The following is a 14,966-nucleotide window of genomic DNA, read 5'->3' as shown; positions in this document are numbered from 1 at the left end:
CCTTGTAGGAGAGGGTTAGGGTGAGGTCTATACTATATCCTCCCTCAATCCCTCCCAAAGGGAAGAAGGCTTTTCCTTATTGTTATTATAATTCTCTACAACACATGCACCGCCAGCCCATAAATCACACAGACTACACAACTCACAATGGTTCCTGAAGCAATGTATTTTGCTGAAACACCTGTGCCATGATAATGCGTTTCCAGTGCCACAATATTGGCTGCTGGAGGTAGACAAAACATCAGGAACATCACCCCGATATAATCATCAATATGCGGGATCGCTAAGAAATAATAAGTCAGAGCACAAAGCACCGCACCACAAAACAATTTTAACAAGGCAACACGAGCACTCCACCATAAATCTTCAAGATGAACTTTGGTTTTACGCAACCACATTCCCAAGACACACATCCCTGCAAAGCTCATACACCATTTTGCAAGGGTATAAATCCAGTCGATGGCGATATAGTTTTGAAATTGTTGTACATCAAAACAACGAATTACACCCGCCATGATCAATGCGACAACAGGTGGCGATTGCAACATTTTTTTGAAAATTGTAAGAATGGATTGAGGTTCTGAACTGACCGAAGTCACTGCCCACGAATTACCGAAAATAGAAACACCAATATAAAGCGGAATCATGGCAATGCTATTTTCCGCCCCAAACAATGCCATTGCAATTGGAAAACCCAACCAAGCCATATTGGTATAACTAAAACACAATGAACTTAAGCGGTCTTTGGAGAATGCGAAGAAAATAAAGAATAAAATGATGCAAGCAAAGAAACTGAATAAAATTAAACCTATACTGCCTGCTTTATAAAAAACCATATTGTAAATAATCACAATCGGAATAAATAAGCGTGCCAACAAGGTGGATAATAACGATTTTAATTTTATATTGGAGGCGGTATTGGCCAGTAATAACCCACAAATAAAAGACAACAGTGGAAATAACAAAGCCACAGTATGCATCTCAAGAGATTAGAGTGTCGATAGTAACATATCGCATTGAACTACAAACCAAACTCGCGATTAAACGTTTTTATAAAAATAAAAATTATTAAATATATTATTATAAATTAAATATTTAATAATAGTTACCATTACAAAAAGCAACGCTTTTAAGTGAATATTTGAGTACATATTCAAGTATTATTTATTGACAATGTTTTCGTTTGAATTAGTATGGAAAATATCTGGTATTTGGAAAATCCAGTAATTACCCGCTGATACGAATAAAAATTCTACACGTTGGGCAACGATGAATAATCACTCAGAATTTAAATAAAAGAGTCATTATGATTGAGCACAAATTATAAAATGGTAAAGGATTCTATAATGATCAATGTAACACGTAGAAAATTTCTAGGTTTATCTGCTGCAGTAAGTGCTTTAATCCTTACAGGTTGTGGTGGTAGCGATGGTGATGACAACTCCTCTTCTGAAGGCTCTACAGGGGGAAATGGTACAGACACAAAAAATATCGGCACAATGCCCGATGAAGCTGAGCTACATACACGTACATGGATGGTCTTTGGTGCGTCTGACAAAATTCATGAGCCTAAAAATATCAATGGCTTACGTGATGACTTAGCGAGAATTGCGCTCAGCATTGCGGCTTTTGAGCCTGTTTCAATCTTGGTTCGTGCAGAGGAAATGGATATTGCACGAGCAAAAATGAATCATTCAAATATTACTTTAGTTACAGGGACTATGGATGACTTTTGGGCACGTGACACTGGCCCAGTCTTTGTAAAAAATGCTCAGAATAAATTAACAGGTATTGATTTTAATTTTAATGGTTGGGGCAAAAAACAAAGCCACAATAACGATAAAACCGTTGCAGCACAAATACTCAATAATGTGAATATTGATCGAGTTAGCTCTACATTAACACTTGAAGGTGGTGGTATAGAAGTCGATGGCCTAGGTACAGCTATTATTACCGAAAGCTGTGTATTGAATGACAATCGGAACCCTGGTGTTACAAAAGCTGCTTGCGAAGCTGAATTGAAACGTTGCCTTGGAATTAGCAAAGTGATTTGGCTGCCGGGGATTAAAGACAAAGATATCACGGATGGACATACCGACTTTTATGCGCGTTTTGTTAGCGAAGGTGTTGTTGTTGCCGCGTATGATAGCGATCCTCAATCTTATGATCACGCTGTCACCAAACAACATCTTGAAATCTTAAAAACAGCGACAGATGTGAAAGGCAATAAATTAAAAGTGATTGAATTACAAGCACCGACTACCCTTCGTGCAGAAAATCCTAGCGAAGACTTTGCTGCTGGTTATATCAATTATTATGTCTGCAACAAGGCAGTGATTATGCCTGAATTTGGTGATCCAGTTGCAGATGCTGAAGCTAAACAAAAGCTTCAAGCCTTATTCCCAAATAGAAACATCGTACAAATTAATATTGATTATATTGCTGCTGGTGGCGGTGGTATTCATTGTACGACGCAACAACAACCTGTGTAATTGAATCAACTTAATCATAGACGACATATTTTTGTCATTTTAGCTTGTTATAGTGAAAACAATTAATATTTTTAATTTAAAAAAGGAAATGAATCATGGCAGGATTATCAATTTGGCATGTACTGATTTTTGCTATTGTAGTGATCTTATTGTTCGGTACATCTAAGCTTAAAAATCTAGGTAAAGATGTTGGTGGTGCAGTAAAAGACTTTAAAAAGTCCATCAAAGATGAAGAAACCACTGCAAGCTCAACGGCTGAACCACGTACTTTAGAACATCAAAATACCAATACTGATGTGAACTCTACTGTAAAACATTAATCGTAGAGGCGTAGATCATGTTAGATGTCGGTTTTTCTGAATTACTCGTTTTCGGGATCATTGCACTGCTCGTGCTCGGTCCTGAAAAACTTCCTGAGGCTGCGCGTTTTGCTGCTAAATGGTATAGCAAATTTAAGCGAGCCATTACGAGTGTTCAAAATGATATTGACCGTGAATTACGTCTTTCCGAATTCCGTGAGCAAATGCAGCAAGAAATGAAACGAATCCAAGAGCTTGAACAAAAAATGCAAGCTCAAATGAATGAGTTACAACAACAATCCATACTTGCTGCAGAGCAACAAAAACAGGCAGCGCCCTCGGATAATAAAAATTTCTCCTATACTTTTACTGATTTCACTCAGTTAAGCACGACGGTTCCTCCAAGTTATATGGCTAAAGTTTGGCTCGACCAACAACACTGTACACAACATACCATTCAAACTATGAATGTCCAAACAATGAATACAGCAGAACTTAAGGTGGCTGTATGACAGACTCATTAATCCCACAAATTCAAACATCTGCAGAAAAACAGCAAGATTCTGAGCAACCACAACTTGAAGCTATGCCAATTACCCAACATCTTGTTGTGTTACGTAAGCATTTATTCAAAATCGTGGGCGCATTACTACTGATCTTTTTTTGTTTATTACCCTTTGCCAATAAAACTTATATTGCTTTATCTGAACCTCTGAGAAAACAGCTTCCTGCCAATTCCACCATGATTGCAACAGACGTTACTGCAACATTTATGGCACCATTTAAACTGAACTTTTTTATTGCACTGATGTTGGCAATGCCTTTTATTATTTATCAATTGTGGGCATTTATTCGTCCCGCTTTGTATGAAAAAGAAAAGAATCTGGCTTTCCCATTATTGTTTGGCAGTATTGTGCTTTTCTATTCAGGGATCGCTTTCGCCTACTTTATTGCTTTGCCATCAATCTTGCATTTCTTCATGAGTGTTTCTCCTGAAACGGTTGCACCGATGACAGATATCAATAGTTATCTTAACTTTTGTCTAAAATTATTCTTGGTCTTTGGTGTGACTTTTGAGATTCCCATTATCACATTGGTACTGATTTTAGTCGGTTTGGTTTCAACCAAAACCCTTGCCGAAAAACGTCGTTTTATCATTGTTGGCTGTTTCTTTATCTCGATGTTTATTACCCCGCCTGATGCAATTTCCATGATCATGCTGGCAATCCCAATGTGGATGCTGTTTGAGCTTGGGTTGTTATTTGGGAAATTGATCGAAAAGCGCCATCAAGCAGAGGCTTAAATTTGAATTTAATATTCTAAAGCTTTCTCAATATTCAGCGTTATCAATAAGCGACTTTAACGAGTCGCTTTTTATGCTTAATCATTTCATGTTTAACTTTTAAATATTTAGCTTTTTAATACCTTACTTTTTCTACATAAGTAATTGATCTTAAGAAGATAAAATACTATCTAAGACTTTTACTCTCAAAAAAATCACAAAATCTTAAATAAAACTTAAATTTAACCAATATTAAATATAAGAGTAAGAAAGCTTACACATTGCTCCAGTATGGTCTATGGCTTATTCAATATTTTATTTATCAATTACTTTAAGCCAAAGGGAAGCATCATGACAGACCTCACGCCATATCATGAAGAGCAAGAGTTAGACAATAACACTTCAAATAATATTCATTTTCGTGACATTTTAGAACAACGTATTTCACGCCGTAGTCTAGTTACAAAAACAGCAAGTGGCGCAGCAGCACTGGCTTTGGCATCAAGTTTAACAGGCTGTAATAATGATGACGATTCAACCTCAACGACACCACCAACAACCATAAAAAAACCTGAAAAATTAAGTTTTACACCTGTTGCTAAAAACCTAAATGACATCGTAACTGTCCCTGAAGGTTATGAAGCAAATGTACTCTATGCCATGGGGGATTCAATTAATCCTGCTTATGCAGAATGGGATGACAACAATGTTCCTACAGGTTTAAGTTTTCAATTCCGTTCAGGCGATTGCCATGATGGTATGAGTTATTTTGGTATGAATGGTTCAACACCAAAATATGATGCAAAAGCTTCAGATCGTGGTTTATTGGTGATGAATCATGAATACATCAATCCAACGTTCTTACATCCGAAAGGTGCAACCAAGGTCGATGGTCGTCGTCCTGAAGATGAAGTCATTCGTGAAGTGAATGCGCACGGCGTTTCAATTATCGAATTAAAAAAAGACAGTAAAACTCAGAAAGTTGAAATTGTTAAAAATTCTGTTTTGAATCGCCGTATTACCGCTGCAACGCCAATGGACTTTGGCGGTATTGTCGCAGGTAATGAATTGGTGACCACCAAATACTCTGCTGCTGGTAAACAAACCCGTGGTACACATAATAACTGTGGAAATGGTTATACGCCGTGGGGAACTTATTTAACCACTGAAGAAAACTATATTGGTTATTTTGTTCGCAATAAAGGTGATGATGCAAAACGTAGTCCTGCTGAAATTGTGGCACTGAATCGTTATGGCTTAAAAGATGGTGCAAGCTCTCGCTACAGTTGGGAAACTGTAATCGGTTCATTACAAGAACAAGATTTATATGACCGCTGGAATTCCTCTGTCACAGCAAACTCAGCGACTCAAGACTATCGTAATGGTGCCAATACCTTTGGCTGGATCGTTGAAATTGATCCATTTGACCGTAGTCAAAACCCAGTAAAACGTACCAGTTTAGGTCGTTTTGCACATGAGGATTGCCGTGCGAGTCGCTTGATTGAAGGTGAAAATCTTGCTTTCTATATGGGTGATGACTCTCGTGGTGAATACATCTACAAGTTTGTATCTGATGCAAAATGGGATGCAAAAGATGTAAACGGTGGCTACCGTGCTGGTGATAAATATATGAACTCAGGCAAACTTTATGTTGCTAAGTTTAATAATGATGGTACTGGACAGTGGATTGAGCTTGCTTATGGTAAAAATGGTTTGATCAATACCAACCCTGTTTATCCATTTAAATCACAAGCTGAAATCACCACTTTCGCTCGTTTAGCGGGTGATGCTGTAGGTGCAACCAAAATGGATCGTCCAGAATGGGTTGCCGTTAACCCTGAAAATGGTGAAGTCTATGTCACACTGACCAACAACTCTAACCGTGGTACTACACATGCCTTAGACGCTGCAAATCCACGTAATTATGTTGATCCTGAAGGCGGTAAAGGCAATGTGAATGGTCACATTATTCGTTTCCACGAAAAAGACAATAAGACCACAGCTGAAAGTTTTACTTGGGATATTTACTTATTCGGTGCTGAAGCAAAAATGGCGAGTAATATCAACCTGTCAGGTTTGAATGATCATAATGATTTATCTTCTCCAGATGGTATGTGGTTTGACCCTCGTGGTGTCTTATGGATTCAAACAGACGATGGTGCATATACCGATACCACAAACTGTATGATGCTGGCTGCCCTACCAGGTAAAGTGGGTGATGGCACGAAGGCAACAACTTCGGCTGGGCAAGAAACCATTGTTGGTGCAAAAGTCACAGATGAAAATCTACGTCGTTTCTTAACTGGGCCTAAAGACTGTGAAATCACAGGTGTGACAATGACTCCAGATTTCAAAGCTATTTTTATTAATGTGCAACATCCAGGTGAAGATTCAAAGTCTTATGACGCACCGACCAGTCATTGGCCTGCAACACAGAAAGATCCAAACAATAAAACCGCTCGCCCACGTTCTGCAACAGTGGTTATTACCCGTAAAGATGGTGGCTTAATTGCAGGTTAAGCCATTTAATTTGTCTTAAATCTTGTAACAGCAGCTTTCATTTTCAATACGTGTTGATTCAATATCAGCACGTATTTATTCCACAAGTGCCAATTCAATGCGTACTAGCTCACCTTGATGTTCACCCTGCTGTGTCTTTTCAATCCAATCAATACCCGACTTACCCATTCTTAAAAAATTAGAACAGCGTGTCCCATAAATGGGGCTTTGGATAAAGGTAGAAGACAATAATTCTTCCATATCCACATTGATTCCAGTATTGGGCAATAAGTCTGGAATAATTTTCCGTTCATCTTCCAAAATGTCCCACACCGCATATTTTAAATCAGCTTCTGGCGTTGTAGACAATTGCATCATTGGTAAAAATTCTTGAGTAAACCGTTTGCGTAAATGCTGTGTTTTTTCCCAATCATCAGACATTAAGCCATTGGAAACCACAAACACACCTTTGGATAAGACTTGTGGTGCTTCACCACGATTACTCATATAAGCAGCTTGGTGTTGATCACCTACAAATAAATTAAAACCTGCATAATCCATTTGTGATTGCTCTAATTGCTGTGCAAAACGAATCGGCGTTTGTTCAGATTCTAAAAAAGTTTGAATCAAATGACCACGAGAAGTCGGATAACCTCGTTGATCCAATCCATCACGATAATTGGTCACAATCGCCCAACGCCCTTGCTGAGTCACGCCCATCCATGTGCCACCCGATTGTAAGTCCTGTCCTGCAATAATATGACTTTTTGACCATTGATGTAGTTGTGCGCTTGGACGCTGATAGAACTCATCACGATTTGAAATGAGGCAAACAGGTAAATCATCCAAAACTTGCCAAGCCAGTGCCACAATACACATAAATACACTCCATGAACTTTACACATTGAATGTACAACATTTTTCACATCTTTCAGCTAAAATCTCTGCAAAATACATAATCAAGGAATAGGAATGCTCACCTACCCGAACATTGACCCCATTGCAATTGCTCTGGGACCTGTAAAAGTCCATTGGTATGGGCTGATGTACCTATTGGCATTTTTATGTGCTTGGGGACTTGCAACTTATCGTGCGAAACAACGTGATAGCTGGAACTCGGAAATGGTTTCAGACCTTGTGTTTTATGGTGCACTTGGTGTAGTACTCGGTGGCCGTATTGGCTACGTACTTTTCTACGAATTCGATAAGTTTCTTGCAGATCCAATCTGGCTGTTTAAAGTCTGGACTGGTGGCATGAGCTTCCACGGCGGTTTTCTTGGCGTGATGATCGCCATGTTATTGTGGTGTCATAAATATAAAAAGACTTGGTTTGAAACGCTTGATTTCATTGCCCCATGTGTACCTACAGGCTTAATGTTTGGTCGTATTGGTAACTTCATTGGTGGTGAATTATATGGTCGCCAAGTGGCTGATCCAAACTTTGCTTTAGGTATGATCTTCCCTACTGATCCATTACATTTGGTTCGACATCCTTCACAGATTTACCAAGCGCTTTGTGAAGGTTTATTACTATTTATTATCCTATGGTTCTATAGTGCAAAACCACGCCCTCGCTATGCAGTTTCTGCTGTATTTTTAATGGGTTATGGCTGTGCTCGATTCTTTATGGAATTCTTCCGTGAACCTGATGCAGATCAAGGTTATATTCTATTTGGATGGATGACCAAGGGACAAATGTTGTCTTTACCAATGATTCTGGTTGGTCTATGGCTGATTTGGTATGCTTATCAAAAGAAAATCTTTGATTGGGGTCCTCAAAAGACCACTTTGAACTAAATTGATGTGGAGGGAATAATGAGCAAGTGCCTCATTATTCCCGCTATGCTAAAGTACTGAGAATACTGACACGTTGATTGATTATGCTTGAATTTTGGTTTGATCCTAAAGTTTCGATTGGCAAGAAATTGTTATTTCTTATTTTTATTGCAGCTGCATCCATAGCACTGTATTGGTACCAACCTTTAACACTGGACAATATCTTGTTGTTTGCAGGCTCAGGGATCATCTTTTTAATCTGTCGTTATTGCAAAGTACATTTTGCAGCAAAAAATCCAACAGGATTGCTTTATCGTCTGCTCACTTGGATTCCAATTGCGATTCTTTTAGCGCTTATTTTTAAAAATATGAATAATGGCGAAATTCTATTGCCAGGTGCACAAGGTATTGCCTTTATGGCTTTAGCGGTCTGTATTTTCTCACCACTATCGTTAATGAATCGGAATACGTCAGAATAAGTTAAGACTTTCCAACCCATTTTAATACACTAACGTCAGTTCGGGATAAACTTTGATATAAGTTATTGAAAAGATAGATCAGGCAAAGCGGAGTATTACCGTTTAAAAGTCAAATGTAAGGATTAACCTTCGGTTCGACCTACTTTTCTTTCGGGAAAAGTAGGCAAAACCATTTGTCAGTCGCCAACTCGACAGATACTATCAAGTACCTAATATATCGCAAAAACAGTATATTACAGATGTAGTCCTGCCTCGAACAATGCGACTGACGTTTCCGCGTATCAGATAGTTGGAAACATATCTTATATCGAACTCAGGTTACACTAAAATTTTATTTTTATGCACTTATTCATAAATATAGAATAAGCTTTACTCAAGCTCATGATGACAACTCCATATGTTAGATTTTTGGTATTCAGAACGTTGCACACGACAAACTAAATTGATCGTTTCAATCATCACCTGTGCCATCATTTATTATTGTTCTAGCTTTGAGAAACTCAGTCCAATCTTTACCTTATTCAGCTTGATGATTGGAGTGAGCATTCATGTGCTTAGAAAAATAAGCATTAAACTTGCAACAACATCTTCTTCTTTAAGTCGATTTAAACTTTTATTTTTCGTATTTCCAATCTTCGCTTTCTTATGTTTAGTCTTCTTCTTACCAAACACACATAAGCTATTTACTGCGATTCAAGCTTTGGGATTTGTGGCTTTAGGTTTATTCGTGCTTTCTATTTACGAAAGCCGCCAAAAACGCTTTGAATAAAAAAGGAAGCGGTTTTCTTAAATCGCTTCCTTTTTTATCTATATCAATCTATTTCACAGATTCAATTACAGTAGAAATCCATTTGCGCTGTAAGCTGTGTAACGCTTAGATTAATAGATTAAGCATTTAAACGATAATATTCATAAGTCACATTTGGATCTTTATATACATCATAACTACGCTGTCTAAAGTCTGAAACCCATTGTGAACCCGTAAACCCAGCAATATGTCCATAACGATGACGGCTGGTTCGGTTGATAATATAAATATCGCCTTCTTGAGGATTATCAAAATCAGGACGGATTTTCTTATAACCGATTTCTGTCAATGTGCTCCCCCAATCAGAAGCAGCTACGGGATGATCAGAAAAACGTGCGCCTGCTGATTGCAATGCGATACGTACATATCTTGCACAACGATGTGCTGTGGTGCTACGTGACATACTGACAAGCTTTTGAGTGAATTTTTCAATATCGATCAAGCTTTCTTGTTTAAAATCTTCAGTTTTATTTTTAAAGTTTTCTAATGCTTTGTTTTTTAAGTATTGTTCTGGTTGGAATGTATTATTTTGATTTTCCGATCGTATTTGAATATGAACCGTGGGGCTCACGTATTCATTCATATTAACATTATGGTCGTAAATCATGCCTAATCCTCAAACTTCGCATCATGAATTGGTTAAAACACCCTTGTCTAAACCAATAACAACATTTCATAAGCAAAGCATACTAATAAGCGAAACTTAAAAAGTAGATTAAAAACATGTAAAAAAATATGTAAGTGTTAATAAATCTCATTTGTTATTTTTTAACTGACTGAAACCACTAGAATTGTCAGCATTCGCCATAAAGTTTAATTGGTTAAAAAATAACCACCCATCAAATGTAATCTAAGCCGTATCAGTCAAAAAATAAATCAATTGAATCAATAGCTTTTAATGTCAATTCAGTCACATTTTTAATTTTTAAAACAGGAAATTAATTCACTAACTCTGTCATTTTAAAATAAAAAAAACTTATCTCTACTACTTAAAATTTTCACTATTGAATGAAACTCAAGATCAGCAATCATCTCCGTTATAAAACTCTTTAGAAAAATCACACTTTCTTAAAATGTATGAAGTTGATTTCAATTCATGCTCATAACAGAAATTTCCAATATTTGAATACAATGTATTGATACAACATGATGACAATAAAAATAGGATGAAATGAGCCAGACTAAAATCAATCAGGCTTAATAAATTTGTCAGATTAGTATAAACTCGGATGTCATTTAGAAGCAGTGTGCATCCTTGTTAGAGAGATCAAATCTATCTCTCTTATTGCAACGACTCACCCTCAGATTGGAAAATTTATGAAAGCGTATTTAGACCTCTTACAACATATCCTAGACAATGGCGGTGACAAAGGTGATCGTACAGGTACGGGTACACGTTCTGTATTTGGTCATCAGATGCGTTTCGACCTTTCTAAAGGCTTTCCATTATTAACCACAAAAAAAGTGCATTTCCGTTCAATCGTGATCGAGCTACTGTGGTTTTTAAAAGGCGACACCAACGTTCAATATTTAAAAGACAACAAAGTTTCTATTTGGGATGAATGGTCGACTGCTGAACAAACTGCTCGTTTTGGACGTCCTGAAGGTGAATTAGGACCAGTCTATGGTCATCAATGGCGTAACTTTGGCGCAACCAAATTAGACAATGGTTTGTATGAAAATGATGGCTTTGATCAGATTCAATGGTTAATTAATGAAATCAAAACCAATCCAAACTCACGTCGTTTAATCGTTTCAGGATGGAATCCGAATGAAGCAGGTAATGTCGCATTACCGCCATGTCATACACTATTCCAATTCTTTGTTCAGGATGGAAAACTCTCTTGCCAACTGTACCAACGTAGCGCTGATGTTTTCTTAGGTGTACCGTTTAACATTGCCAGTTATGCCCTACTCACACACATGATTGCTCAGGTTTGTGGCTTAGGTGTAGGTGACTTTGTTTGGACAGGCGGTGATACGCATTTATATGTCAATCATTTTGAGCAAGCTCAACTCCAATTGACTCGTGACCCATTGCCATTGTGTCAATTAAAATTAAATCCTGAAATTACAGATATTTTTGATTTCAAATTTGAAGATATTGAAATTGTAGGTTATGAATCACATCCTGCGATTAAAGCTCCTGTAGCGGTTTAATACTGATTAATTACTCATTTAAGAATCTCCCCTAACCCCTCTTTAAAAAGAGGGGGAACTATTGAGAATCTAAAATAATTTTAGATTATTGATACTCCCTCCTTTGAAAAAGGTGAGGAGCATACTCCGCAAGGGGGAGGATTTAAAAATGCTTAACTGATCAGCATTACCTGTAGTAGTGTGACTTTATACAGAATAATTTTATAAAAACACCTACACAGCTCCCTTGAGTAACGGGAGTTTATGTAGGATGAGAAAGAGTACGTTATGGCATTTAAAAATTTTGAAATTGTGCATGTGGTTGCCATGGATCAACAACACTGCATTGGCAAAGGCAATGACCTACCTTGGCATATTTCAGCTGACCTCAAGCACTTTAAAGAAATCACTCAAGGTGGTGTCGTGGTCATGGGTCGTAAAACGCTCGAATCTATGGGTCGTGCGCTACCAAAACGTGTGAATTGGGTCATTACTCGTGATACCAACTGGTCATGTGACGGTGTAAAAACAGCGCATAGTATTGAAGATGCTTTAGAACTCGCAATCCCAGATGTGCAAGCTTCGGAAAAACCTGACAGCATTTTTATTATTGGTGGTGGTGAAATTTTTAAACAAACCATGACAATTGCAGACCGTTTAGAGCTCACCCATGTCGAACTCGATGTACAAGGTGATGCACACTACCCTGAAATTCCAAAAGAATTTAAAAAAGTTGCCAGCGAATCACATATCGATGACAAAACAGGCATTGCATTTGAGTTCGCAACTTATCAAAAATAAGGGTAATCTTGTTCCATCTCAATAAAAATGACTCACTATGCAGAGCCTTGGCAAAAAACCTTTCTTTCCAACTTTAGGAATGTTTTTCGTACATTCCTTCTTTAGTCTTTTTGTCATTTTCAGCTCTGTTTGGTTCTGCTTTGCCATTTGGATTCAACAACCTTTGGGGCAAATTTTTAGCTCTATTTTGATCATCATTTGGATTGGCTTTGCACTGAGTGTTTTAGGGTTCTACTTCACACAAAAAATTCTTAATCGTAAAACTGACTGCTTAATTTATCTCTTGGCTTTTATTGTCAGTTTATTGTGGTATTTCAATATTCCAGCACAACAAAATCGACAATGGAGCCCTGATGTTTCTAGGATTTTCAGCCATCAACAGCAAGGCAATTTAGTCACCATTCACAATGTTCGAAACTTCAATTGGCATTCAGAAAATCAATATGATGAACACTGGGATACTCGTACTTATAATTTAGATCACATCACTGGGGTAAACATCATTACCTCGTATTGGATGGGGCCTGAAATCGCTCACACCTTAGTCAGTTTCAACTTCTCAGATCAAAAACCACTGGTATTTTCAATTGAAACTCGCAAAGAAAAAACTGAAAGTTTCTCTGCAATTGGTGGTTTTTTTAGAAAATATGAACTCAGTTTGATTGCTGCTGATGAAAAGGATATTGTCTATACACGCAGCAATATTCGTGGTGAACAGGTTTATTTTTTCCCAGTCAAAATGCCAAAATCTGAAATGAAAGCGCTTTTTGAAGAATACTTAATGAAATCAGACCAATTGGCGAAAACACCAAAATGGTATAACACTTTAACCAGTAACTGTACGACCTTGGTTTTTGACATGGTTCAGGCCATTTCACCTCAAAAGCTTCCAATAGACTACCGTTTATTTGCTTCAGGTTATTTGCCCAATTACCTTTACGATCTTGGTGCTTTAAACCAACAATGGACAATGAAGCAATGGTATGACAAAGCGCACATTAACCCACGAACCGCAGAGTTTGCTCATTTTAAATACCAAAACAGCACTAACTTTTCAAAAGTGGTTCGCTTTGGTTTGCCTCAAGAGCAAGCGCAATAAAATGATTTTGTAATTTAGTTTGTGTATAAATTAAGATTCGGATATTTTTTATTTATATAAAACCATACGTTTAAAACAATTGAAATTAAAGAGAATACTTATGTTGAAATCTGCAATTGCGACCGCTTTAATCACCTCAACCTTACTGGTAGCAGGATGTACATCTATGCCAAGTCAGGACCAGCAAGCGAAGAATATCAGTTTATTGCAGAATAAAAATTGGGTCCTTACTTATATTGGTGCGACTGAGTATAAGGCGAATGCAGCTTCACGTACTGTACCCAATATTCAATTCGGATCAGATTTACGTGTCAGTGGTACAGATGGTTGTAATCGTTTAATGGGACTTTATGCAATCAAAGGAGAGCATATAAGTTTAGGTCAATTCGCATCAAGCAAAATGCTGTGCAAAGACATGCAACTTAGCAACAACTATAACGAAGCCCTCAATAAAGTGACCGCTTACCAAGTGTATGACAAAACGCTTAAGTTACTCGATAAACATGGCAATCGCCTATTGCAATACACAACCACGACACCATAAAGAACATAACACTCCATAGAGATTTGATTGAACAGGATTTTGAAACTCAGAATCTTGTTACGCTTTATGATCAATTTTATATGAGTAATTCACATAAATTTTCTATATTCTCAATAGTCAGTATTTATAAATAAAGGATGGCACAATGCAACAAGCACTTTTGGGTGGTGGATGTTTTTGGTGTACTGAATCTGTTTTTCTACAATTAAAAGGCGTAGAAAAAGTAGTAAGTGGTTATGCAGGCGGTGTCACCCAAGATCCAAGTTATGAAGACATTTGTACAGGTAATACTGGACATGCTGAAGTGATTTTGGTTGATTTTGATGAGACCCAAATTACTTTCAAACAATTACTTGATGTGTTTTTTGCAATCCATGATCCAACCACATTAAACCGTCAGGGCAATGATATTGGCACACAGTACCGCTCTGTTATTTATTATTTTAATGAACAACAAAAAGCTGAAGCTGAGCAATATATTGAGCAATTAAAAGCAGATGGCTTGCCAATCGTGACTGAACTTAGCCCAAGTCCAACATTCTATGCAGCCGAAGAATATCATCAAAATTTCTTCGCTAAAAATCCATCTCAAGGCTATTGCAACTTCTCGATTCCACCAAAACTTTTAAAGTTGCGAACGAAATTTCAAGATTTACTGAAATAACTTAACTCAAAAAATAAAATCATTGAGTAAAAAAAAAAGCGATCTTTGATAGATCGCTTTTTAATATCAAAATTTCATTCTATC

General features: G+C 37.3%; 16 protein-coding genes. 13 read left to right on the top strand and 3 right to left on the bottom strand.

The window, feature by feature from the left end; genetic code table 11:
• Nucleotides 1-95 precede the first annotated feature (95 nt).
• A complete protein-coding gene (locus tag GGG_RS0109895; protein ID WP_010114518.1) occupies nt 96-971 on the bottom strand; it encodes a permease in 876 nt (291 codons plus the stop codon).
• A gap of 375 nt (nt 972-1,346) precedes the next feature.
• On the opposite strand from GGG_RS0109895, the gene GGG_RS0109890 reads away from it, so the two are divergent.
• The 5 genes from GGG_RS0109890 (at nt 1,347) to GGG_RS0109870 (ending at nt 6,593) form a co-directional block, all read left to right on the top strand.
• Nucleotides 1,347-2,492 carry an agmatine/peptidylarginine deiminase gene (locus GGG_RS0109890; RefSeq protein ID WP_010114516.1) on the top strand — a complete coding sequence of 382 codons (1,146 nt, stop codon included), beginning with the start codon at nt 1,347-1,349 and terminating at the stop codon, nt 2,490-2,492.
• A gap of 95 nt (nt 2,493-2,587) precedes the next feature.
• Nucleotides 2,588-2,812 carry a Sec-independent protein translocase subunit TatA gene (gene tatA, locus GGG_RS0109885; protein ID WP_010114514.1) on the top strand — a complete coding sequence of 75 codons (225 nt, stop codon included), beginning with the start codon at nt 2,588-2,590 and terminating at the stop codon, nt 2,810-2,812.
• 17 nt (nt 2,813-2,829) lie between these two features.
• On the top strand, nt 2,830-3,303 hold the full coding sequence (gene tatB, locus GGG_RS0109880; RefSeq protein WP_010114512.1) for a Sec-independent protein translocase protein TatB: 474 nt from the start codon (nt 2,830-2,832) through the stop codon (nt 3,301-3,303).
• Between the two features lie 74 nt (nt 3,304-3,377).
• Entirely contained in the window at nt 3,378-4,094 is a 717-nt protein-coding gene (gene tatC / locus GGG_RS0109875; protein WP_171057682.1) for a twin-arginine translocase subunit TatC, read from the top strand.
• A gap of 330 nt (nt 4,095-4,424) precedes the next feature.
• On the top strand, nt 4,425-6,593 hold the full coding sequence (locus GGG_RS0109870; RefSeq protein WP_010114508.1) for a PhoX family phosphatase: 2,169 nt from the start codon (nt 4,425-4,427) through the stop codon (nt 6,591-6,593).
• A 75-nt stretch (nt 6,594-6,668) separates the two neighbouring features.
• Here the strand turns inward: GGG_RS0109870 and GGG_RS0109865 are convergent, their stop codons facing one another.
• Nucleotides 6,669-7,451, bottom strand: a complete 783-nt coding sequence (locus GGG_RS0109865) for an NRDE family protein (protein ID WP_010114506.1) — start codon at nt 7,449-7,451, stop codon at nt 6,669-6,671.
• Between the two features lie 93 nt (nt 7,452-7,544).
• On the opposite strand from GGG_RS0109865, the gene lgt reads away from it, so the two are divergent.
• The 3 genes from lgt (at nt 7,545) to GGG_RS0109850 (ending at nt 9,596) form a co-directional block, all read left to right on the top strand.
• Nucleotides 7,545-8,369: a prolipoprotein diacylglyceryl transferase gene (gene lgt / locus GGG_RS0109860; RefSeq protein WP_010114504.1), complete on the top strand. Its 825-nt coding sequence runs from the start codon at nt 7,545-7,547 to the stop codon at nt 8,367-8,369.
• Between the two features lie 83 nt (nt 8,370-8,452).
• The gene (locus GGG_RS0109855; RefSeq protein ID WP_010114502.1) at nt 8,453-8,827 is read left to right on the top strand and encodes an AzlD domain-containing protein; all 375 of its coding nucleotides are present in this window, start codon (nt 8,453-8,455) and stop codon (nt 8,825-8,827) included.
• Nucleotides 8,828-9,224: 397 nt separating this feature from the next.
• The gene (locus tag GGG_RS0109850; protein ID WP_010114500.1) at nt 9,225-9,596 is read left to right on the top strand and encodes a hypothetical protein; all 372 of its coding nucleotides are present in this window, start codon (nt 9,225-9,227) and stop codon (nt 9,594-9,596) included.
• A gap of 118 nt (nt 9,597-9,714) precedes the next feature.
• Here the strand turns inward: GGG_RS0109850 and GGG_RS0109845 are convergent, their stop codons facing one another.
• Complete coding sequence (locus tag GGG_RS0109845) at nt 9,715-10,242, bottom strand: CHAP domain-containing protein (protein ID WP_010114498.1); 528 nt, start codon at nt 10,240-10,242, stop codon at nt 9,715-9,717.
• Between the two features lie 710 nt (nt 10,243-10,952).
• Between GGG_RS0109845 and thyA the strand changes: the two genes are divergently transcribed.
• The 5 genes from thyA (at nt 10,953) to msrA (ending at nt 14,882) form a co-directional block, all read left to right on the top strand.
• A complete protein-coding gene (thyA, locus tag GGG_RS0109840) occupies nt 10,953-11,795 on the top strand; it encodes a thymidylate synthase (protein WP_010114497.1) in 843 nt (280 codons plus the stop codon).
• A gap of 267 nt (nt 11,796-12,062) precedes the next feature.
• Nucleotides 12,063-12,575, top strand: coding sequence for a dihydrofolate reductase (locus tag GGG_RS0109835; protein ID WP_010114495.1), 513 nt, complete (start codon nt 12,063-12,065; stop codon nt 12,573-12,575).
• Nucleotides 12,576-12,612: 37 nt separating this feature from the next.
• Nucleotides 12,613-13,674 carry a DUF4105 domain-containing protein gene (locus tag GGG_RS0109830; protein WP_010114493.1) on the top strand — a complete coding sequence of 354 codons (1,062 nt, stop codon included), beginning with the start codon at nt 12,613-12,615 and terminating at the stop codon, nt 13,672-13,674.
• 100 nt (nt 13,675-13,774) lie between these two features.
• Nucleotides 13,775-14,218, top strand: coding sequence for an META domain-containing protein (locus tag GGG_RS0109825; RefSeq protein WP_010114491.1), 444 nt, complete (start codon nt 13,775-13,777; stop codon nt 14,216-14,218).
• Nucleotides 14,219-14,363: 145 nt separating this feature from the next.
• Complete coding sequence (msrA, locus tag GGG_RS0109820; protein ID WP_010114489.1) at nt 14,364-14,882, top strand: peptide-methionine (S)-S-oxide reductase MsrA; 519 nt, start codon at nt 14,364-14,366, stop codon at nt 14,880-14,882.
• Nucleotides 14,883-14,966: the final 84 nt, after the last annotated feature.

The organism is Acinetobacter sp. P8-3-8 (genome assembly GCF_000214135.1).
In the GTDB taxonomy this organism is placed as follows: Bacteria; Pseudomonadota; Gammaproteobacteria; order Pseudomonadales; family Moraxellaceae; genus Acinetobacter.
This window is presented reverse-complemented; position numbering and strand designations above follow the sequence as displayed.